16 protein-coding genes are annotated in these 18,595 nt (G+C 68.1%); 8 read left to right on the top strand and 8 right to left on the bottom strand.

Annotated elements, in window-relative coordinates; all coding sequences use genetic code 11:
• Positions 1 to 82: 82 nt before the first annotated feature.
• Complete coding sequence (locus ASE61_RS18880) at positions 83 to 1,891, bottom strand: ABC-F family ATP-binding cassette domain-containing protein (protein WP_156407155.1); 1,809 nt, start codon at positions 1,889 to 1,891, stop codon at positions 83 to 85.
• A gap of 132 nt (positions 1,892 to 2,023) precedes the next feature.
• On the opposite strand from ASE61_RS18880, the gene ASE61_RS18885 reads away from it, so the two are divergent.
• A complete protein-coding gene (locus tag ASE61_RS18885; RefSeq protein WP_061969543.1) occupies positions 2,024 to 2,362 on the top strand; it encodes a hypothetical protein in 339 nt (112 codons plus the stop codon).
• Between the two features lie 12 nt (positions 2,363 to 2,374).
• Here the strand turns inward: ASE61_RS18885 and ASE61_RS18890 are convergent, their stop codons facing one another.
• From ASE61_RS18890 to mdoH, 6 genes are all read right to left on the bottom strand, one after another.
• A complete protein-coding gene (locus tag ASE61_RS18890) occupies positions 2,375 to 3,421 on the bottom strand; it encodes an acyltransferase family protein (protein WP_061969545.1) in 1,047 nt (348 codons plus the stop codon).
• A gap of 31 nt (positions 3,422 to 3,452) precedes the next feature.
• Entirely contained in the window at positions 3,453 to 4,457 is a 1,005-nt protein-coding gene (locus ASE61_RS18895; RefSeq protein WP_061969546.1) for a glucokinase, read from the bottom strand.
• Complete coding sequence (gene otnI / locus ASE61_RS18900; RefSeq protein WP_061969548.1) at positions 4,457 to 5,236, bottom strand: 2-oxo-tetronate isomerase; 780 nt, start codon at positions 5,234 to 5,236, stop codon at positions 4,457 to 4,459. The genes ASE61_RS18895 and otnI overlap by 1 nt, the downstream gene beginning before the upstream one ends.
• A gap of 201 nt (positions 5,237 to 5,437) precedes the next feature.
• Positions 5,438 to 6,406 carry a hypothetical protein gene (locus ASE61_RS18905; protein ID WP_061969550.1) on the bottom strand — a complete coding sequence of 323 codons (969 nt, stop codon included), beginning with the start codon at positions 6,404 to 6,406 and terminating at the stop codon, positions 5,438 to 5,440.
• Between the two features lie 207 nt (positions 6,407 to 6,613).
• Positions 6,614 to 7,390, bottom strand: coding sequence for an FkbM family methyltransferase (locus tag ASE61_RS18910; RefSeq protein ID WP_061969551.1), 777 nt, complete (start codon positions 7,388 to 7,390; stop codon positions 6,614 to 6,616).
• The gene (gene mdoH, locus ASE61_RS18915; RefSeq protein WP_244492911.1) at positions 7,387 to 9,201 is read right to left on the bottom strand and encodes a glucans biosynthesis glucosyltransferase MdoH; all 1,815 of its coding nucleotides are present in this window, start codon (positions 9,199 to 9,201) and stop codon (positions 7,387 to 7,389) included. Before mdoH ends, ASE61_RS18910 begins: the two co-directional genes overlap by 4 nt.
• A gap of 54 nt (positions 9,202 to 9,255) precedes the next feature.
• Between mdoH and ASE61_RS18920 the strand changes: the two genes are divergently transcribed.
• From ASE61_RS18920 to ASE61_RS18935, 4 genes are read left to right on the top strand one after another with little or no spacing between them, the layout of a single operon-like run.
• Positions 9,256 to 10,275 carry a zinc-dependent alcohol dehydrogenase gene (locus ASE61_RS18920; protein ID WP_082617554.1) on the top strand — a complete coding sequence of 340 codons (1,020 nt, stop codon included), beginning with the start codon at positions 9,256 to 9,258 and terminating at the stop codon, positions 10,273 to 10,275.
• 35 nt (positions 10,276 to 10,310) lie between these two features.
• On the top strand, positions 10,311 to 10,712 hold the full coding sequence (locus tag ASE61_RS18925; RefSeq protein WP_061969554.1) for a 6-pyruvoyl trahydropterin synthase family protein: 402 nt from the start codon (positions 10,311 to 10,313) through the stop codon (positions 10,710 to 10,712).
• Positions 10,709 to 11,773, top strand: a complete 1,065-nt coding sequence (locus ASE61_RS18930; RefSeq protein ID WP_061969556.1) for a glycosyltransferase family 4 protein — start codon at positions 10,709 to 10,711, stop codon at positions 11,771 to 11,773. The genes ASE61_RS18925 and ASE61_RS18930 overlap by 4 nt, the downstream gene beginning before the upstream one ends.
• Complete coding sequence (locus tag ASE61_RS18935; protein WP_061969558.1) at positions 11,773 to 12,612, top strand: class I SAM-dependent methyltransferase; 840 nt, start codon at positions 11,773 to 11,775, stop codon at positions 12,610 to 12,612. The genes ASE61_RS18930 and ASE61_RS18935 overlap by 1 nt, the downstream gene beginning before the upstream one ends.
• A 7-nt stretch (positions 12,613 to 12,619) precedes the next feature.
• Here the strand turns inward: ASE61_RS18935 and ASE61_RS18940 are convergent, their stop codons facing one another.
• Complete coding sequence (locus ASE61_RS18940) at positions 12,620 to 13,183, bottom strand: cytochrome b (protein ID WP_061970264.1); 564 nt, start codon at positions 13,181 to 13,183, stop codon at positions 12,620 to 12,622.
• 253 nt (positions 13,184 to 13,436) lie between these two features.
• On the opposite strand from ASE61_RS18940, the gene ribA reads away from it, so the two are divergent.
• The 3 genes from ribA to ASE61_RS18955 all read left to right on the top strand — a co-directional run bounded on the left by ribA (position 13,437) and on the right by ASE61_RS18955 (position 18,593).
• Positions 13,437 to 14,564, top strand: coding sequence for a GTP cyclohydrolase II RibA (gene ribA, locus ASE61_RS18945; protein WP_061969559.1), 1,128 nt, complete (start codon positions 13,437 to 13,439; stop codon positions 14,562 to 14,564).
• Positions 14,565 to 14,595: 31 nt separating this feature from the next.
• Positions 14,596 to 16,959 carry a glycosyltransferase family 39 protein gene (locus ASE61_RS18950; RefSeq protein ID WP_244492913.1) on the top strand — a complete coding sequence of 788 codons (2,364 nt, stop codon included), beginning with the start codon at positions 14,596 to 14,598 and terminating at the stop codon, positions 16,957 to 16,959.
• Between the two features lie 101 nt (positions 16,960 to 17,060).
• Positions 17,061 to 18,593 carry an MFS transporter gene (locus tag ASE61_RS18955; RefSeq protein ID WP_061969561.1) on the top strand — a complete coding sequence of 511 codons (1,533 nt, stop codon included), beginning with the start codon at positions 17,061 to 17,063 and terminating at the stop codon, positions 18,591 to 18,593.
• The last annotated feature ends 2 nt before the right edge of the window (positions 18,594 to 18,595 follow it).

Here is an 18,595-nt window from a genome sequence, read left to right on the forward strand (position 1 = left end):
GCCACGATGTTTGAAACGATTGAGAGCGGCCGTAAATGCGCTTTTTGTGCGCGGGCGGGTGCGGAAATCGGATGACGGGGCCTTACGCCCCGATCTCCTCGCGCAGCATCTCCAGCTCCAGCCAGCGCTCCTCGGCGTCGCCGATCTCGCGCGCGACCTCTTCGAGCCGCGCCGTCGCCTTGGCGAAGAGCTTCGGGTCGCGCGTGTAGAGGTCGCCAGCCACGGCGGCATTGAGCTTCGCGGCCTCCGCCTGCAGCGCCTCGACCTTCTTCGGCAGCGTCTCCAGCGCATGCTTCTCGTTGAAGGAGAGCTTGCGCTTGGAGGAGGACGTGGCCGGTGATGACGCCGCCTTGGCAGCGGCAGGCGCCGCCTTCTCGACCGGCCGCGCCTTGGCCCCGACACCGCGCCCGCGCTGCGCCAGCATGTCGGAATAGCCGCCGGCGAATTCGGTCCAGACCCCGTCGCCATCCGAGATCAGCACCGACGAGACGACGCGGTCGATGAAGTCGCGGTCATGGCTGACCAGGAGAACCGTGCCCTGGTAATCGGCCAGCAACTCCTGCAGCAGATCGAGCGTCTCGAGGTCGAGATCGTTGGTTGGCTCGTCGAGCACCAGCAGGTTCGAGGGCTTGGCCAGCGCCCGCGCCAGCATCAGGCGCCCGCGCTCGCCGCCCGAGAGCGCGCCGACCGGCGTGCCGCGCTGGATCGGCTGGAACAGGAAGTCCTTCATATAGGCGATAACGTGGCGCGGCTGGCCGCCGACCATGACCTGATCGGAGCCGCCCCCGGTCAGCGCATCGCCGAGCGGCGTCGCCGGGTCGAGGCTTTCGCGGCGCTGGTCCAGCGTGACCATCTCCAGCGCCGTGCCCAGCTTCACCGTGCCGCTATCGGGCGCCAGCGCCCCGGTCAGCAGGTTGATCAATGTAGTCTTGCCGGCGCCGTTCGGCCCGACGATGCCGATCCGGTCACCGCGCGCGACGCGCAGGGACAGGTTCTTGATCACGACATTGTCGCCATAGGCCTTGGCGACGTCGATCGCCTCGATGACGAGCTTGCCGGAGGTCTGCGCCTCGCTCGCCTCCAGCCGGACATTGCCCTGCGCGGCCCGCGCCGTGCGGCGCTGGTCGCGCAGCGAATGGAGCTCGCCGAGACGGCGCTGGTTGCGCGTGCGCCGGGCACTGACGCCGTAACGCAGCCAGTCCTCCTCTCGGGCGATCTTGCGGTCGAGCTTGTGGCGGTCGAGTTCCTCCTGCGCCAGCACCTCGTCGCGCCAGGCCTCGAAATCCCCAAAACCCTTATCCATCCGCCGCGTCACGCCGCGGTCGAGCCAGATCGTCGCGCGCGAGAGCGAGGTCAGGAAGCGTCGGTCATGGCTGATCAGCACCATGGCCGAGCGCAGCGATTTCAGCTCCTGCTCCAGCCATTCGATGACCGGCAGGTCGAGATGGTTGGTCGGCTCGTCCAGCAGCAGGATATCGGGCTCCGGCGCCAGCACCCGTGCCAGCGCCGTCCGGCGCGATTCGCCGCCGGACATGGTGGCGGGGTCCTCCTCGCCGGTCAGGCCGAGTTCCGTGATGAGATATTGCGCGCGATAGGCGTCATCGCCCGGCCCGAGCCCCGCCTCGACATAGGCGAGCGAGGTCCTGTAGCCGGTGAAATCCGGCTCCTGCGGCAGATAGCGGATGGTCGAGCCCGGCTGGACGAAGCGCTCGGCATGATCGGGGTCGACGAGCCCCGCCGCGATCTTCAGCAGCGTCGACTTGCCCGAGCCGTTGCGGCCGACCAGGCAGACGCGTTCGCCCGCCGAAACCGCGATCTCGGCGGCTTCGAGCAGCGGCTGTCCGCCGAAGGTGAGCGCGACGTCGCGCAGATGCAGCAAGGGGGCCATGATCCGTCCTGTGTTCGGCCTGCGGGATAGACCGCCACCGCCGCCCTGTCACGCCCGCAAGTCTGGCACGGCCCTTGCCAGCCCTGTTCCGCCCCTTATCGTGATCGGGATTGAGGCCTGATGAGTCCAAGAGCGATGCCCAGCGAACGCCCGATCGGGATCGGCCATAATGGCGGCCCGCCGCTGAAGGAGCGCAAGCGCCGCGCTGCCGCCGGCTCCGGCACTATCGGCCGCTATTTCGACTGGCGCTTCGCCCATCGCAAGGCCTGGAAGAAGCCGCGCGAGATCGCGCTCAGGCGCGAGGAGAAGGCCTCGGCGTTGGGCCTTACCTATGAGGAATATTCGCTGGAGGTCATGGAGCGCGGCTATTTCCCGCAGCCCGAGCATGTCGCGACGATCAAGTCGAAGCGAGCCCAGCGCCGCAAGGATGGCGGCGTGGTCGGCCAGTCCTTGAAGGGCATGAAGCTGAGCTGAGGCTCAGCCGCCTCAACTTCCGAGCCAGCGCCGGGCCAGCCGCGTCGCCGGCTTCTCGAAGAAACGGTAGAGCAGGAGCGCTGCAATCACCGAACCGGCGAGCGCCAGCGCGATATAGAGCGTCGGTGAATGCAAACCGAGCCGCAGCACAACCTCGCGCATCCCCCGGATCACGAAGGGATGGACGAGATACAGCGCGTAAGAGGCGTCACCCACCGCGGCCAAGGCCTTCACCGGCCGCAGCCGCACGATGCCCTCGCGGCCGCAGCCGGCGGCGAGCATCAGCAGGACAGCCGCCCCGCCCCGCCACAAGACGCTGCTCCAGGGACCGTCCGCGCCCGGAACATGGGCAGCCGCGACCAATAATGCGGCACCGGCCATCGCGACGGCGATCCGCAATGCCCCGTGCAATCGCAGGCCCTTCTGCCGGAGCACCGCGATGCCCATGCCGGCGGCGAATTCCAGCACGATCGGCTGGCCCCAGAAACCGAAGGGCAACGAGAGCGGCCCCTTCAAGCTCTCGGCTGCGACCAGAAGCGCCAGAACGAGCGTGATGGCGGGCAAGGTCCAGCGCCGCGGCAGCATCAGGCCGGTGGCGAACAGGGCGTAGAACAGCATCTCGTAGTTCAGCGTCCAGCCCAGCGAATAGACCGGCTGGACGAAGCCTTGGGTCGAGACCACCGGCCAGAACAGGTAGGAGCCGAGAACCTGCCCAAGGCTCGGCACGCCGGAATTGAGCACAGCGGGAACCGCGAGCCCGACCAGCAGGAACAGCGTCGTCACCGCCCAGTAGAGCGGCACGATGCGCGCCAGCCGGCGCTTCAGGAACAGGCGCGAGGCGCCGTCCCGGCCGAACAGGTCCTGCGAGGCATGGACCATGATGAAGCCGGAGACGACGAAGAAGATGTCGACGCCCGCCATCCAGGGCAGGAGATCGCTGCGCGTGAAGCTCAGGCCCGCGCGCGCGGCCACCACGGCGGCATCCGGCTGGACATGGTGGATCGCGACCATGAAGGCCGCGAGCGCGCGCAGGACCTGGATCGAATGGATGGGCTGCACGCGGACCTATGCGACGTGGTGAGAAGGCCGCTCAGCCAAACCACAGCCGCTTGGGATCGTCGAGCCCGAAGCGATGGAGATTCGCGGCAATCGCCGCCAGTCCCTGCTCGGCCGCATCGGTCGCGGTGATGACATGCAGGGCAAAACGTTCCGCCAGATCCTCCATCGGCGGCTTGCCGGCGAAGGCTGCGCGAATCGCCGTCTTGTCCGCGAGCGGCAAGAGATGCGGCGCGATGCCGCCGGCGATGAAGACGCCGCCCGTCGCCTTGAAGACCAGAGCGAGATCGCCGGCGACGCGCCCCAGCAGGCGCCAGAAGCAGACGACGGCCATCAGCGCCGCCGGATCGCCGTCATGCGCGAGCCGGGAAACATCGGCCGCACTGACCTCGGCCTCCAACATGCCGGAGGTCCGGGCCACCGCCTTGTGAAGGCGTACCAACCCGTCGCCGCTGAGGAGATGCTCGACCGTCAGGCGCGGGATGCCTTCGCTCAGCGCCGGCCAGATCCGCTGCTCCGTCTGATCCTCCGGGCCGATACCGATATGGCCGGATTCAGTCGGGATCAGCACGCCGCGCTCGCCCCGCATCAGAAGCGCCGCCGCGCCGAAACCGGTGCCCGGCCCGAGCACCAGTTTCACGCCTTCAGGCTCGGGATCGCCCTCGACCAGAGTGGTGAGATCACTGGGCCGCAGCACCGCGAGCGAGGCCGAGAGCGCCTCGAAATCATTGACCATCAGGCCCTGGCTCAGGCCAAGAGCGCCCGCGATCCGCGGCCCATCGAGATGCCAGACGGCATTGGTCAATTGCGCCTGCCGGCCATCGAGCGGGCCGGCGACGGCGATCACCGCCGAACGCGGCTTCTCCGGCACGTCGGCGAGCACGGCGGCGAAGGCCGCTTCCGCCGTCGGATAGCTGCCCGTGCCGATCCGCGCCAGCGGCCGGTGCGCGCAGTCCGCATCGGTCACCAGCGACAGCCGGCAGTTCGTGCCGCCGATATCGGCGACCAGCACCGGATAGGAGATCGACGGCGGGCGCATCAGAGCGGCTTCCGCCAGGGCGCGAACCAGCCGAGCCCTTCGAGCGTGCCGGCCTCCGGCCGGTACTCGCAGCCGACGAAGCCGTCATAGCCGAGGCCGTCGAGTTCATTGAAGAGCGTCGGGTAATCCGGCCCCGAGGCATCTGGCTCGTGGCGGCCATTGGCGCGGGCGATCTGGACATGGCTGACGAGCGGATAGAGCGCCTTCAGCTTCGCCGAGACGTCGCCGTGGATCAGTTCGCAATGATACATGTCGAATTGCAAACGGACATTCGGACGGCCGGATTCGCGGACATAAGCCGCCGCCTGGTCGAAATCGTTGAGGAAATAACCCGGCATGTCCTTGCCGTTGATCGGCTCCAGCAGGAGATCGATGCCCTGCTCGCCGAGCTTGTCGGCGGCATAGGCGAGCGAGGCCCGATAGGTCTTCTGCGCGACGGGATCGTTGGGATCGGCGAGCCCCGCCATCATGTGCAGGCGCTTGACCCCGGTCTCGTGGACATAGGACAGCGCCGTATCGACGGAAGCCCGGAACTCGTCCTCGCGCCCGGCCAGCGCCGCGATGCCACGCTCGCCTTTGGCAAAGTCGCCGGGCGGCAGGTTGTAGAGCGCCTGCGTCAGCTCCCCGCCGGCCAATGCCAGTCCGACCTGCTCGGGCGTATGCTCATAGGGGAACAGGAATTCCACCGCCTCAAACCCTGCCTCGGCAGCCGCCTTGAAGCGATCGAGGAACTCCCATTCGGTGAACATCATCGACAGGTTGGCGGCAAAACGCGGCATGAGGCTCTCTGCAGGCTGGGCACGGATCGGTCGGCGCAGGTTAGACCGATGCGCCAGCCGCGTCATGGCCAAACGCGGCAGGGAGGGAATGCGTTCCGCTGCGGCCGCATTTCGCGTCATGCTCGGGCTTGACCCGAGCATCTCGAAAACCAGTCCTCACTGATCATGAGATTCTCGGAGCAAGCCCGAGAGTGACAGCGCTTAAGGCTTCGGCGGCGGGTTCGGATCGCTGGAAAAACGCCGGAACACCATGTCGGGCGAAGAGGTGTTGTGGCGCGAATGCGTCGTGCGCCCCATCCAGATATCGGTCGCCTTGCCGCCGGGATAGGACATCAGCGCCTCCTCGCGCCAGCCCTTGGCGCCAGGCTCGCGCAACGCGATGCGGGCGACGTCGTTGTTGAACTCGGTGACATACATCGAGCGCAGCGCGACGAAGCCCTTGCCGCCGGTCACCGGCTGGTCGAGCACGGCATCGAGCACCATCCGGTTCTCGTCGACGCTGTCGAGCTTGAGGCTGCCGGACGAGCCGTCCTTGAAATTCAGCTTGAAGGTCAGCGTCTTCGGATCGAACGCGATCTCCTTGATGTTCACCACCGGGCGCCCGTCCTGCTCGATCGGCCCGAACAGGAAGGAAGAGCCGTAGGAGGAGAAGCCGAGATGCTCCGGCGGCAGCGGCCTGGCCCGCCAGTTGCCGTCCTGCGGATAGACGACGAGCACCTCGTGGGACTTGTCCTTGCCGAGCTTCCAGAGCTGGACGAGATGCAGGCCCTTCTCGACGCGGTCGCCGACGCGGAAGGTCGTCTCCGCCGGGCGCCAGAAGCTCGGGAAAGTGTAGCCGACCAGCCAGTAATCGATCGATTCCCAGAACGTGACGCGGCGTGGCGGCGTCGGCGACGCGAAAGACGGATCGCCCTTCATGTCGCAATTCGTCCAGTCGGCATCCCAGTTGTCGCGCACCAGCCCGGCGACATAGGCCGGATGCGCCGCCACGATCTGGAAGCGCCGGACCTCGGGTGAGATCGCCTTGATCGTGACGTTGTCCTTCTCGGCGCAGAGCACCGGCTCGGATTCGTTCTTCACCTCGACGGCGATATCGCCCGCTGCCCGCGCAACCGTCAGCGAGGCGAGAAGAGCGACCGAAACGGCGAGCGGGCGAAGAAAACGAGTCATGGCAATCCCTGGTGACGGTTTCCGAAACAGCCTGATCGCGGCCGGATGAACCTGGGCTGACCGAGCTGGACAGGAACCGGGCCATGGTTGGCTGCGACTCGGCGGGCTTCGGGTTCTCCGGCAACTGCCGGGAAGCAGCATCGTTCCGCTCGACGGCAGCGAGCGATGGCGGCTCGAACGCCCGTCCGGATGCCCTTTGAAGCGCCTTCAGCCGGTCAGGATGGCGTAGACATCGCCCGAACTGGCCGCGCCCGGCAGGCCGCGCAGGAAATCGCCCATCGCCTCGGCGCTCGCGGGCTCGCCGAGTTCGAGGACCTGGCTATCGCCGATCGCGACATTGAAGCGATAGGGGCCGAGTGTTTCCAGCAGGACGAGGCAGGCCTCTGCAACCTCGCGCCGCATCGTCGTGAATTCGAAGGAGATCACCGGCACCGCCTTGGTCAGCCCCGCCAGCACATGCGCCTCGAAGCCCTCGACATCGATCTTGAGCAGCTTCGGCAGGCCGTAGCGCAGGATCAATCGGTCGAGCGTGGTGCAGGGCACCGCGATCTCGTGATCCCAGGCCTGCTCTTCCGAAGGCGCCTGCTCTTCCGGGCCGCGCACGCTGGCAGGCGCGCCGATGAAGGCGGCCGAGGCCGTCGAGACAGCCGGGTTCCGGCTGTTGATCCGGAGCACGATCGAGCCCTCGTGATCGCCGCAGGCCGCCTCGACCAGCGTCACCAGCGGATCGCGCCGATGGATCAGGCGGATGACGCGGGCCGCGCCCGGTTGCGGCTCGAGTGCGACGACGCGCGCGCCCAGACGACGGAAGGACGAGACCCGGTCGCCGACATGAGCGCCGACGTCGAAGGCGAGATCGCCGGGCCCCAGGAATGCCCCGTAGAGCCGGTCCATCGCCGCATGGCGTTGCTTGTCGCCGTGATAGATGCGCAAGGAGCGCGAGAGCGCCTTCACCGTCCCCTTCGGATAGGTGACGGCGTTCATGCCGCCTCCCCGTCGCGGATCGCGGCCAGAACCGGCGGCAGGTCGAAATCCTCCGGGATGCCGCACAGCCCGCGTCGCGTCAGCCAGGCGCCGCAACCGGGCGACGCGGTCAGCATGGCGAAGGGAATCGCCAGCACGTAGCCAGCCGTCAGCGGCAGCGACCAGACCAGAACCGCCGGCGCCATCACGCCGAGCGTGGCGAACAGATAGGCCCCGAACAGCAGATGCGGCCACAGGCCGGCGAAGGCCGTCGCGAAGGAAAGGGCATGGACGTCGCGGGCCTGCCCGTTCCAGCCGATCCTCGCCCGACCGAAGGCAAGCCCGGCCATGAACAGCGTCGTCCGGAAGCTCGACACCGCGCCCTGCAGGAAGGCGAAGACGAGTTCGATCGCAGCCGAGGCCAGGAAGCGCGCCCGGCCGCCGTAACGCGCGGCGCCGCCCGGCGTGAGCAGGATGTCGGCGAAGCCCGCCAGCTTCGGCGAGAGGTACATCGCCAGGAACAGGAGATAGAGCCCGCCGGCAAGCACGGCCGGATAATCGGCGATCGCCCGGTCCTCGAGAACCTTCAGCGGCAGGAGCGCGATCATCAGCGTCCAGGCCGGCAGGCCGAGGAACATCAGGATCGCCCAGATCAGCTGGAACCGGCTCATCGGCTTGAGGCCGGTCAGGTCGAGCAACTTGAGATATTGCAGGTTGCCGAGGCACCAGCGCAGGTCGCGCTTGGCGAAGTCGAGCATGGTCGGCGGGTTCTCCTCCCAGCTTCCGCCTTCGACCGGGAGCACGCGCACCTCGTAACCGGCCCTGCGCATCAGCACCGCCTCGACCTGGTCATGGCTCATCACCGCCCCGCCCAGCGGCGGCCCGCCCGGCAGCACCGGGAGATGACAGTGATGGCGGAACGGCGCGATCCGCACCAGGGCATTGTGCCCCCAGAACGGCCCGCAATCGCCGGCCCACCAGGCCGAGCCCATCGTATAGGGCCGCATGCCGTGGCGCATGCCGAACTGGAAGATGCGGGCGAAGGCGGAGCGACTGGGCATGCCGACCACGAGGCTTTGCAGGATTCCGAGCTTCGGATGCGCTTGCATCATCCGGGCCATGCGCAGGATCGCCTCGCCCGCCATCACGCTGTCAGCGTCGAGCGGCAGCATCAATTCGTAGCGCTCGCCCCAGCGCTCGCAGAAATCGCGGAGGTTGCCGGCCTTGAATCCGGCATTGTCGCTGCGGCGGCGATAGGTCAGGCGCGCCGGCTCGCCGATCTCGCGCGCCCAGGCTTCGGCCAGCCTTTCCTCGGCCGCGGCGACAGCCGGGTCGTTGGTATCCGACAGCACGAAATAGTCGAACCAGACGCCCTCGCCTGTCGCATCCAGGCTGTCCTTGACGGCCTTGAGCCGACGGAATGCGCGCGCCGGGTCCTCATTGCGCAACGTCATCAGCACGGCGGTGCGCAAGGTCAGCGGCGTCGCCTGCTGTCCGGCTGCGAAAAAGGGCGCGACGTCGGCAAGCCCATCCGCCTTGCGGTGCAGGAGCCACAGCCCGATCGCGGCATTCCAGAAACCGAGCACGGTCCAGGGCGCGCCGAACAGGAAGGCGACGAAGATCGCCACGTCCGCAGCGGTCCAGCCTCCGGCCCCGAGCACCCGCGCAAGCCCGGCGGCCAGCAGGGCGAGCGTCACGAGATTCAAGGCGAGGACGAGGAACCGCCGGCGGCGCAGCGCGGTTTCCGCCTGCAGCCCGGCCGGGGTCAGGCCGCTCGGCCCGGCCTCTTGCATCGCCCGCCGGAACGTGGTCGGAGCGGGACGCTGGTTCATGGCGGTCTCTGTCATGGTAGGCAGACAGGCTCGGACGGACGGGATCGGACGCGAATGGCGCGGGAGCTAAAGCCTGCAACCTCGATTGACGCAAGGGCAAAGGCTCTTGCGCTTTGGTATACGGCACCCCGTGAATGCAACCTGAATGAGATCGCCTTGCCCGCGCCCGGGCCGGAGGACTGCCGCGTCACGACGCTGTGGAGCGGCGTCAGCCGCGGCACCGAGCGGCTGGTTTGCGAAGGCCGCGTGCCCCGCTCCGAGCATGAACGCATGCGGGCCCCGTTCCAGCAGGGCGACTTCCCGTTTCCCGTCAAATACGGCTATTGCGCCGTCGGCCGCGTCGATGCCGGCCCGCCCGACATGCTGGGCCGCATCGTCTTCTGCCTTCATCCCCATCAGGACCGCTTCGTCGCCCCGCGCGACAGCCTGGTCCCGGTGCCGGACACGGTTCCGGCCCGGCGCGCCATCCTCGCCGCCAACATGGAAACGGCACTGAACGCCCATTGGGATGCCGCCTCCGGCCCCGCTGACAGGATCGTGATCGTCGGTGGCGGCGTGCTGGGCCTGCTCGTCGCCTGGCTGGCCGCCCGGCTGCCGGGAGCCGAGGTCACGCTCGTCGATGTCGAACCGCGCCGCGCCGCGCTCGCCGCCGAGCTGGGCTTGCGCTTCGCCCTGCCGGACGCAGCGCCACGCGACGCCGATATCGTCTTCCATGCCAGCGCCACGGCGGCAGGGCTCGCGACCGCCATCGCGTCCGCCGGCACAGAGGCACGGGTCGTCGAACTGAGCTGGTATGGCGAAGGCGCAGTCCCCGCCGCGCTCGGCGGAGCCTTCCATGCACGCCGGCTCCAGCTCGTCTCCTCGCAGGTCGGCCTGGTCTCGGCCTCGCGGCGCGCACGTTGGGATTATACACGCCGGTCACAGGCCGCGATGGCATTGCTCGCCGACGACAGGCTCGATGCGCTGATCACCGACGAAATCGCCTTTCGCGACCTGGCCGAGCGCCTGCCCGGCCTGCTCGCGCCCGGCGCCGCTGGCCTGACAGCCGCGATTTGCTATGAAACGCGCGCCTGACCGCGCCGCCTGAAACGCAATCCCCGGGAGATCGCATGTTTTCCGTCGAAGTCCGCGACCGCATCATGATCGGCCATTCCCTGCCCGATCCCTTCTTCGGTCCGGCGCAGAACATGCACGGCGCCACCTTCGTGGTCGATGTCGCCTTCTTCAGGGAATCTCTTAACAGGCAGAACGTCGTCGTCGATATTGGCGCGGCGCTCGACACCCTCGCCGAGACGCTGAAGCCACTGAAGTATCAGAACCTCGACGCGCTCCCGCAATTCGCGGGCGTGCTGACCACCACCGAATTCCTATGCAAGCACATCTTCGACGCCATGGCCGCGGCGGCGAAGGCTGGCGCGCTCGGCGCGGATGGCGCAGGGCTGAGCAAGATTCGCGTGACCCTGCACGAGACCGATCTCGCCCGCGCCAGCTACGAGGGCGCGCTCGCGTGAGCGCCATCGTCTTCGCCATCCCCGGCGATATCGATGCACCGACAGGCGGTTACGGCTATGATCGGCGCTTGCTGAGCGAATGGCGCGAAGTCGGCGTCGAGTCCCGCCATCTCGCCCTGCCCGGTTCCTTTCCCTTCCCGACGGCCGAAGACCTTGGAGCGACAGAACAACTCCTCGCCGCTGTCGCCCCTGGCGACATCCTGCTGATCGACGGCCTCGCCTTCGGTGCGTTCCCCGAAGCACTCGCAGCCCGCTTCGCGGATCGGCTTGTCGCACTGCTGCACCACCCGCTGGCGCTGGAAGCCGGACACAGCCCGGAGACGGCGGAGAGGCTGCGGCGAAGCGAAATGCTGGCCCTGCGCCATGCACGCGCCGTCGTGGTCACCGGCCCAGCGACGAAACTTACTCTGACGGCGGAATTCGGCGTCCCCGCCGATACCATCGCGGTCGCGATCCCCGGCGCCGATCCGGCACCACGAGCCAAGGGCTCCGAACGCGGCGAAGCGCTCCACATGCTCGCCGTCGGCTCGCTCATTCCGCGAAAGGGCTACGGCATCCTCGTCGATGCGCTGGCAGCGATCGCGGATCGGCCCTGGACCCTGACCATCGCCGGCTCGCCCGATCATGCCCCCGCAACCGCAACGGCACTGCGCGACGATGTCGCCCGCGCCGGATTGACGGAACGCATCCTGCTGACCGGTAGCGTCGGAGCCGAAAGGCTCGCCCAACTCTATGACGAAGCCGATCTTTTCGTGATGCCATCGCTCTACGAAGGCTACGGCATGGTGCTGACCGAGGCACTCGCCCGCGGCCTGCCGATCATCACCACGCTGAGCGGGGCCGGCGCCGAAGCCCTGCCCGATGCCGCCGCCCTCAAGGTGCCGCCCGGTGACGCTGTGGCACTTGCCAAGGCGCTCGCAAGGCTGATTGATGCGCCGGCAGAGCGTCGGCAGCGTGCCGATGCCGCGTGGGCCGCAGCCGGCGATCTGCCGCGCTGGAGCGAGACCGCGCGCATCGTCGCGCAGGTCTGCCTGCGCGAGGGCGGCCGAAAGGTGGGGTAATGGCTGGTTTCTCTCCTGAATGGCTCGCATTGCGCGAGCCTGTCGATCATGCGGCGCGCAATCCGCAGGTTCTCGCCGCGGTCGGTGGCTATTTCGCTGAGAAGGCCTCGCTCTCGGTGCTCGATCTCGGCTGCGGCGCCGGCTCGAACCTGCGCGCGACCTATGCCGCCCTGCCCGATCGCCAGCACTGGACGCTCGTCGACCACGACCCCGCGCTTCTCGCCTTCGCCCGCGAGCGCCTCACCGACTGGGCCGACGAGGCGCGCGAGCAGGGTGAGGAACTCGTGCTCGCCAAGGACGGCAAGGCGATCACGGTCGACACCCGCAAGGTCGACCTGAACAAGGATCTCGAATGGGTGCTGGGCTGGCAGCCCGATCTGGTCACCGCCGCCGCCCTCTTCGACCTCGCCTCGAAGCGCTGGATCGAACGCTTCGTCGCTGCGCTGGCCAGCCAGCACCTGCCACTTTACGCCGTGCTCACCCATGACGGCCGCGAAACCTGGCAGCCAGAGCATCCGGCCGATGCCGGCATCCATGCCGCTTTCACCGACCATCAGCACGGCGACAAGGGCTTTGGCCCTGCGGCCGGCCCGGATGCCTGCGAGATCATGGCGGAAGCTTTCCGCAAATCGGGCTTCGCGATCTCGAGCGGCGACAGCAACTGGCTGCTCGATACGAAGCATCGGCCGTTGCGGGAGGCGCTGGCGGAAGGCATCGCCGCAGCGGCCGGCGAAACCGGCCGCCTCGATCCGAAGACGATAGCGGATTGGCTCGCGGCGCGCCGCGAGGCGCAGTCGGCGATGATCGGCCATCAGGATTTCTGGGCCCGGCCGATCTAGAACCGCCTTACCTCACCCAAGGCAGCATACGCCGCATCACGCCGTCCTTGAGGATCAGGCGGTGATGCAGCGCAGCGCCTATATGCATCAGAGCAAGCGCCCCGGTCGCCAGCGCGAGCTTGCCATGAATGTCGAGCACGCGCTTGGCAGCCTCTTCGTTCGGTCTCGCCAGCGCCGGCAGGTCGAACAGATCGAAGATCGTCAGCGCCGGAAACAGCGAAACCCCGATCCAGCCGAGCAGCGGCACGACGAGCAGCAGGCCGTAGAGCAGCCAATGCACCAGATGGGAGGCCGCCTTCTGCCACCAGGCCAGCGTCGGCTCGTCCGGCGGCGCGCCATGCAGCAGGCGGTAGGCGAGCCGGCCCGCCATCAGCCATAGCAGCAGGAAGCCGGTGAGCTTGTGCGCGCTGTAGAGGCCGTTCGTCAGCCCGTCCCAGATGTTCAGCACGTTGCCGCGATAGGTCATGGTCAGGCCGACCGGGATCATCAGGAAGACGGCCGCCACCGTGATCCAGTGCAGCGTCCGGGCAATCGGACTGTAGGTGCGGGTTATCGGCATCTCGTCTTGCATCGGAAAGCCCCTGACCTGCTGCCGGAACGGCATTCATCCCATATTCAAGCGTTTGCGCCCATAGGACGGCGATGCGCTCCGGAGGTTCCCGCTTTCGCTTGCCGACGGGCGCGGCCTGACGTGGTTTTGATCGTGGAACCCGCACCATGCCGGCCACGTTGCTGGCAGAGTGCACTGCGAAGCCCTATATCGATACCGATGGTGCCCTGGATGCCCCTCGGCCGGTCGCCGGCCCAATCTGACGGACTTTTCGATGCCTGAGTCGCGTACGCTCTTCGGCCCCTCCCTCCAGACGGATCTCGTGAAGGTCGAACGGGCGATTGCCGAGTTTCGTGCCGGCCGGCCGGTCCTGCTCCGCGACGGCGAGCGGCTCGCGCTGGCCCTTTCCGCCGAGCTCGCCGACGCCGACCTCGCCCGCAGCTTCGACACGCTGGCGCAGGGTCGCGGCCATCTCGTGCTGAGCGCCGCACGCCTGCGCCGTCTCGGTGCCAAAGGGCGGCTCGAGACCGGCATTTTCGCGCTGCCGACGATCGACACCGACCGCATCGAGACGCTTGCGCTCAAGATCGACGGCCGCATGGATGCGCCTGTCGCGCCAGCCTCCGCCCTCGACGAGGCCGCGCTCGAGCTTTCGCGTCTTTCGCTGGTGCTGCCGGCGGTGATCCTCGTACCCGTGAGCGTCGAAGCGGTCGCCGGCGAACCGCTCGTCGAGGTCGAGGTCGCGGCCGTGAACGGCTACCGCGCCGAGCAGGCGGCGACGCTGAAGGTCGTCGGCCGCGCCCCGGTGCCATTGGAAGGCGCTCCCGATACCGAATTCGTCGTCTTCCGCGGCGGCGAGGGCCTGCGCGACCAGGTCGCGATCATCGTCGGCAAGCCCGATCTTGCGGCCGCCGTGCCGGTCCGCCTGCACTCGGCCTGCCTGACCGGGGACCTGTTCGGCTCGCTGAAATGCGATTGCGGCGACCAGCTGCGCGAGACCGTGCAGTGGATGGCCGAGAACGGCGGCGGCATCCTGCTCTATCTCGACCAGGAAGGCCGCGGCAACGGCATCTCCAACAAGATGCGCGCCTACAAGCTGCAGAGCCAGGGCTGGGACACCTACGACGCCGACGAGGTCCTCGGCTTCGATCTCGACCAGCGCCATTTCGATTTCGCCGCGACGATGCTGAAGCAGCTCGGCGTTTCCAGCGTGGTGGCGCTGACCAACAACCCGCAGAAGATCGGCGCGATCGAGGCGGCAGGGCTTGAAGTCGCCGCGACCCAGCGCGTGCTCGGGCGGCCGAATGCCCATAACGTCCGCTACCTCGCCTCCAAGCGCGACCGTGCCGGCCATTTCATCGACATGGACGCGCTGATGGCGCGCGCCGCCCCGACGGATTGACCGCGCTCCCGTTTGCGATCAGGCCTGGCTGATGCCCGAGCCCGAACACGCCTTGCCCGAGAGCTCCGCGCGCTGGCCGCTCGCCAGCGTCTGCGCGATCGTGTTCGTCGCCTGGCTCGCCCTGTCCTGGCCCTGGCTGTCGGGCACGCTCACCATTCCCTGGGATGCCAAGGCGCATTTCCACCCGCAGCTCCAGTTTCTCGCCGATGCCTGGCACAAGGGCCTCTCGCCGTTCTGGACGCCCTATGTCTTTTCGGGCTCGCCACAGGTCGCCGATCCGCAATCGCTGATCTTCTCGCCATCCTTCGCGTTGATAGCCTTGCTGAACCCGGCTCCGGATTTCCGCTGGAGCGACGGCGCCGTCCTCGGCACGCTGCTGCTCGGCGCCTTGTCGATCGTCCTGATCTTCCGGGATCGCGGCTGGCATCCGGCCGGCGCTGTCGTCGCGGCGCTTGCCTTCGCCTTCGGCGCGGCGGCAGCCTGGCGCATCCAACATGTCGGGCAGGTGCTCAGCCTGGGCTATTTCGCGGTCACGCTCTTCCTGCTCTCGCGCGCGCTGGAGCGTGGCTCGATCGGCTATGGCTTCGCTGCCGGCATCGTCTCGGGCTTCATGGTTCTGGGGCGCGACCAGGTCGCCTTACTCGGGGTCTATGTGCTCGCCGGCCTCGTCATTGCCGCGATCCTGATGGCGCAGAGCCCGTGGCGCGCCTTCCGTGCGAGCCTGCCACCGCTCATCGCCGGCACGCTCGGCGCCGTCCTGGTCGCGACGATCCCGATCCTGCTGACCGCCTTCATCGCGCAGGAATCGAACCGCCCCGTCATCGATTTCGTCGAGGCCGGCAAGGGCTCGCTGCACCCGGCCGCCCTGCTGACGGGGGTCTTCGCCAATCTCTACGGCGCAGCCGGGCCGCTCGCCGATTTCTGGGGCGCGCCGAGCCCGGCCTGGGAGGCGCGCTTCGGGCCGCTCAGCCTCTTCCTCGCCCGCAACATGAGCCAGCTCTATCTCGGCTTGCTGCCGATCGGGCTGATCCTCACGGTGGGCCTCGTCCGCGGTGCGCTCTGGCGGCGCGAGATCGTTCCGCTCACCATCGCGGCGCTGATCGTCCTGCTCTTCGCGCTCGGCCGTTACACGCCGGCCTTCCGCCTGCTGTTCGAACTGCCCGGCATCAGCTTCTACCGCCGCCCGGCCGACGCGCTCTTCATCCTCGGTGCCTTGCTCGCCCTGCTCGGCGGCTACCTGACTCATCTCATCATGACCGGCACTGCCCCGAAGGCGCGGCCCTGGCAGGTCGCCGTCGAGGCCCTGATCTTCATCGGCGCGCTCGCTCTCGCCATCTGGCTCGCCTGGACGGTCGGGCGCATTCCGGTCGCGGCCATGCCGCTCGTCATCGCGGCGCTGTGCGGCGTGCTCTCGCTCGGCGGCCTCGTTGCCGCGCGCGGATTTGCCAAACGAGGTTCCGTACTCGCGGCGACCCTGGTGCTGGCCGCGACGCTGACCATCGACCTCGCAGTCAACAATGGACCGAGCGAATCCACCGCCCTGCCGGCAAAGATGTATGACGTGCTGCGCAAGGACAGCAGCAACGACACCATCGCCCTGCTGAAGCGCGAGACGGCCCGCACCGCCGCCCCCGACCGGCGCGACCGGATCGAGCTCGCGGGCATCGATTTCCATTGGCCGAATGCCAGCCTCGTCCACGACCTCGACAACACGCTGGGCTACAACCCGCTGCGTCTCGGCCTCTACACCAAGGCGACCGGGGCCGGAGATCACGTCGCCCTTCCCGATCAGCGCACCTTCTCCCCGCTGATGCCGGGCTACCGCTCGCAGCTCGCCGACATGCTCGGCCTGCGCTTCATCGCGACGGGCGTCCCCGTCGAGCAGATCGACAAGCGCCTGAAACCCGGCGACCTCAGGCAGATTGCCCGCACCAAGGACGCCTTCGTCTACGAGAATCCGCGCGCCCTGCCGCGCGTGCTGCTGGTGACCGATGCCCGGAAGGCGGATTTCGATGCGATCCTCAAGACCGGCGCGTGGCCTGAAGGTTTCGACCCGCGCCGCACCGTCCTGCTTGATCGCGATCCGCCGCCGCTCCCGACCGGCCCTCTCGGCCCGGACAGCGTCGCGATCCGCGACTACGGCACCACGACCGTGACGCTGGCGGCCGAGACGGCGCGCGGCGGCTATCTCGTGCTCAACGATGTCTGGCACCATTGGTGGCAGGTCGAGATCGACGGAAAGCCGGCCGAATTGCTCCGGGCCAATGTGCTGTTCCGGGCCGTCGTCGTGCCGCCCGGCAAGTCGACGGTGCGCTTCGTCTTCCGCCCCCTGGACGGCCTCTGGCAGGATATCGTCGCGCATCTGCGCAAGCCTCCGGCAAACCAGCCGGGATAGAGGCCGGCCGCGGCCGACAGGCAAAAATCGCCTCTCCTGCCAATTTCCGCCGCGCTGTCGTGTCAGAGAGCCCGGCCTGACAGCGAACCTGCGAGACAACCATGACGGCCGCGCCCGCTTCGACCCAAGGCGAGACGAAGGCGACGCGGCGCGAATGGCTCGGCCTGATCGCGATCGCCCTGCCTTGCATGATCTATTCGATGGATCTGACGGTGCTGAACCTCGCAGTGCCGACGCTGACGCGCGAGTTGAAGCCGAGCGCCAGCCAACTCCTCTGGATCATCGACATCTACGGCTTCATGGTCGCCGGCTTCCTGATGACCATGGGCACGCTGGGAGACCGCATCGGCCGTCGCAAGCTGCTGATGATCGGCGCTGCGTTCTTCGGCGTCGCCTCGACGGTCGCCGCCTTCTCGAACAGCGCCGAGATGCTGATCGCGATGCGCGCCGTGCTCGGCATCGCCGGCGCGACACTGGCCCCCTCGACGCTCTCGCTGATCACCGTGATGTTCACGAACGAGAAGGAGCGCACCTTCGCGATCTCAATGTGGATCGCCAGCTTCTCGGCCGGCGCCATCATCGGCCCCGTCGTGGGCGGCTTCCTGATCGAATATTTCTGGTGGGGCTCGGTCTTCCTGATCGCCGTGCCGCCGATGCTGCTCCTGCTCGCGATCGGTCCCATCCTGCTGCCGGAATATCGCGCGCCGCGCGCGGGGCGCCTCGATATCCCGAGCGCGCTGCTCTCGCTCGCGGCCGTGCTGGCGCTCGTCTACGGCATCAAGCACTGGGCAGCCGACGGCTTCGACTGGCTGGCCGCCGTGGCGATCCTCGTCGGCCTCGCCTTCGTGCTGATCTTCATCCGGCGGCAGAAGCGTCTCGCCGACCCGATGGTCGATCTCGCCATGTTCCGCATACCGGCCTTCCGCGCGGCGCTGACGATCAACCTCGCCAGCATCCTCTTCATGTTCGGCAGCTTCATCTTCCTGGCGCAGTATTTTCAGCTCGTTGCCGGGTTGACGCCGCTGCAGGCCGGGCTCTGGTCGCTGCCCTCGGCGGTCGCCTTCACGCTCGCCTCCTTCGTGACGCCCGCCCTTGTCGGGCGTTACAAGCCGGCAGCGCTGATGGCCGGCGGTATGGCGGTCTCGGCACTGGGCTTCGTCTGGCTCGTCTTCGCACCGAGCCTGATCCAGATCGTCTCGGCTTCGGTCGTGTTCTCGATCGGCTTCACGCCGGTGATCACGCTGACGACCGGCATCGTCGTCGGCTCGGCCCCGCCCGAGCGCACCGGCGCGGCCTCGGCGATGTCGGAAACCTCGGCCGAGCTCGGCGGCGCTCTCGGCATCGCCGTGCTCGGCAGCCTCGGCGCCGCACTCTACCGCAGCCGCATGGCGGATGTCGCGGTGTCCGGCGTCAGTACGGAGGCGCTCGCTCCGGCACGCTCGACCCTGGGCGGCGCGCTGGCGCTGGCCGCGGGGCTCTCGCCCGATCAGGCCGGGCCGATGCTGGCGCGCGCCAGCGACGCCTTCATGGTCGGCTTCCGGGCGGCGGCCGTGCTCTCGATCATCGGCATGCTGTTCTGCATCGCCGTCACCCTGACGACCTTGCGCGACGCCCGTGCCGGCGACGCGCACTGAGC

Source organism: Allobosea sp. Root670, from assembly GCF_001429415.1.
GTDB lineage: Bacteria > Pseudomonadota > Alphaproteobacteria > Rhizobiales > Beijerinckiaceae > Allobosea > Allobosea robiniae.

Coding starts and splice junctions, on each gene's coding strand:
- ASE61_RS18940 (WP_061970264.1), bottom strand. CDS start 13,183: ATGCAAGACGAGATGCCGATAACCCGCACCTACAGTCCGATTGCCCGG.
- ASE61_RS18955 (WP_061969561.1), top strand. CDS start 17,061: ATGACGGCCGCGCCCGCTTCGACCCAAGGCGAGACGAAGGCGACGCGG.
- ASE61_RS18910 (WP_061969551.1), bottom strand. CDS start 7,390: ATGAACGCCGTCACCTATCCGAAGGGGACGGTGAAGGCGCTCTCGCGC.
- ASE61_RS18950 (WP_244492913.1), top strand. CDS start 14,596: ATGCCCGAGCCCGAACACGCCTTGCCCGAGAGCTCCGCGCGCTGGCCG.
- ASE61_RS18920 (WP_082617554.1), top strand. CDS start 9,256: ATGGCGCGGGAGCTAAAGCCTGCAACCTCGATTGACGCAAGGGCAAAG.
- ASE61_RS18895 (WP_061969546.1), bottom strand. CDS start 4,457: ATGCGCCCGCCGTCGATCTCCTATCCGGTGCTGGTCGCCGATATCGGC.
- ASE61_RS18885 (WP_061969543.1), top strand. CDS start 2,024: ATGCCCAGCGAACGCCCGATCGGGATCGGCCATAATGGCGGCCCGCCG.
- ASE61_RS18935 (WP_061969558.1), top strand. CDS start 11,773: ATGGCTGGTTTCTCTCCTGAATGGCTCGCATTGCGCGAGCCTGTCGAT.
- ASE61_RS18925 (WP_061969554.1), top strand. CDS start 10,311: ATGTTTTCCGTCGAAGTCCGCGACCGCATCATGATCGGCCATTCCCTG.
- ribA (WP_061969559.1), top strand. CDS start 13,437: ATGCCTGAGTCGCGTACGCTCTTCGGCCCCTCCCTCCAGACGGATCTC.
- mdoH (WP_244492911.1), bottom strand. CDS start 9,201: ATGAACCAGCGTCCCGCTCCGACCACGTTCCGGCGGGCGATGCAAGAG.
- ASE61_RS18905 (WP_061969550.1), bottom strand. CDS start 6,406: ATGACTCGTTTTCTTCGCCCGCTCGCCGTTTCGGTCGCTCTTCTCGCC.
- otnI (WP_061969548.1), bottom strand. CDS start 5,236: ATGCCGCGTTTTGCCGCCAACCTGTCGATGATGTTCACCGAATGGGAG.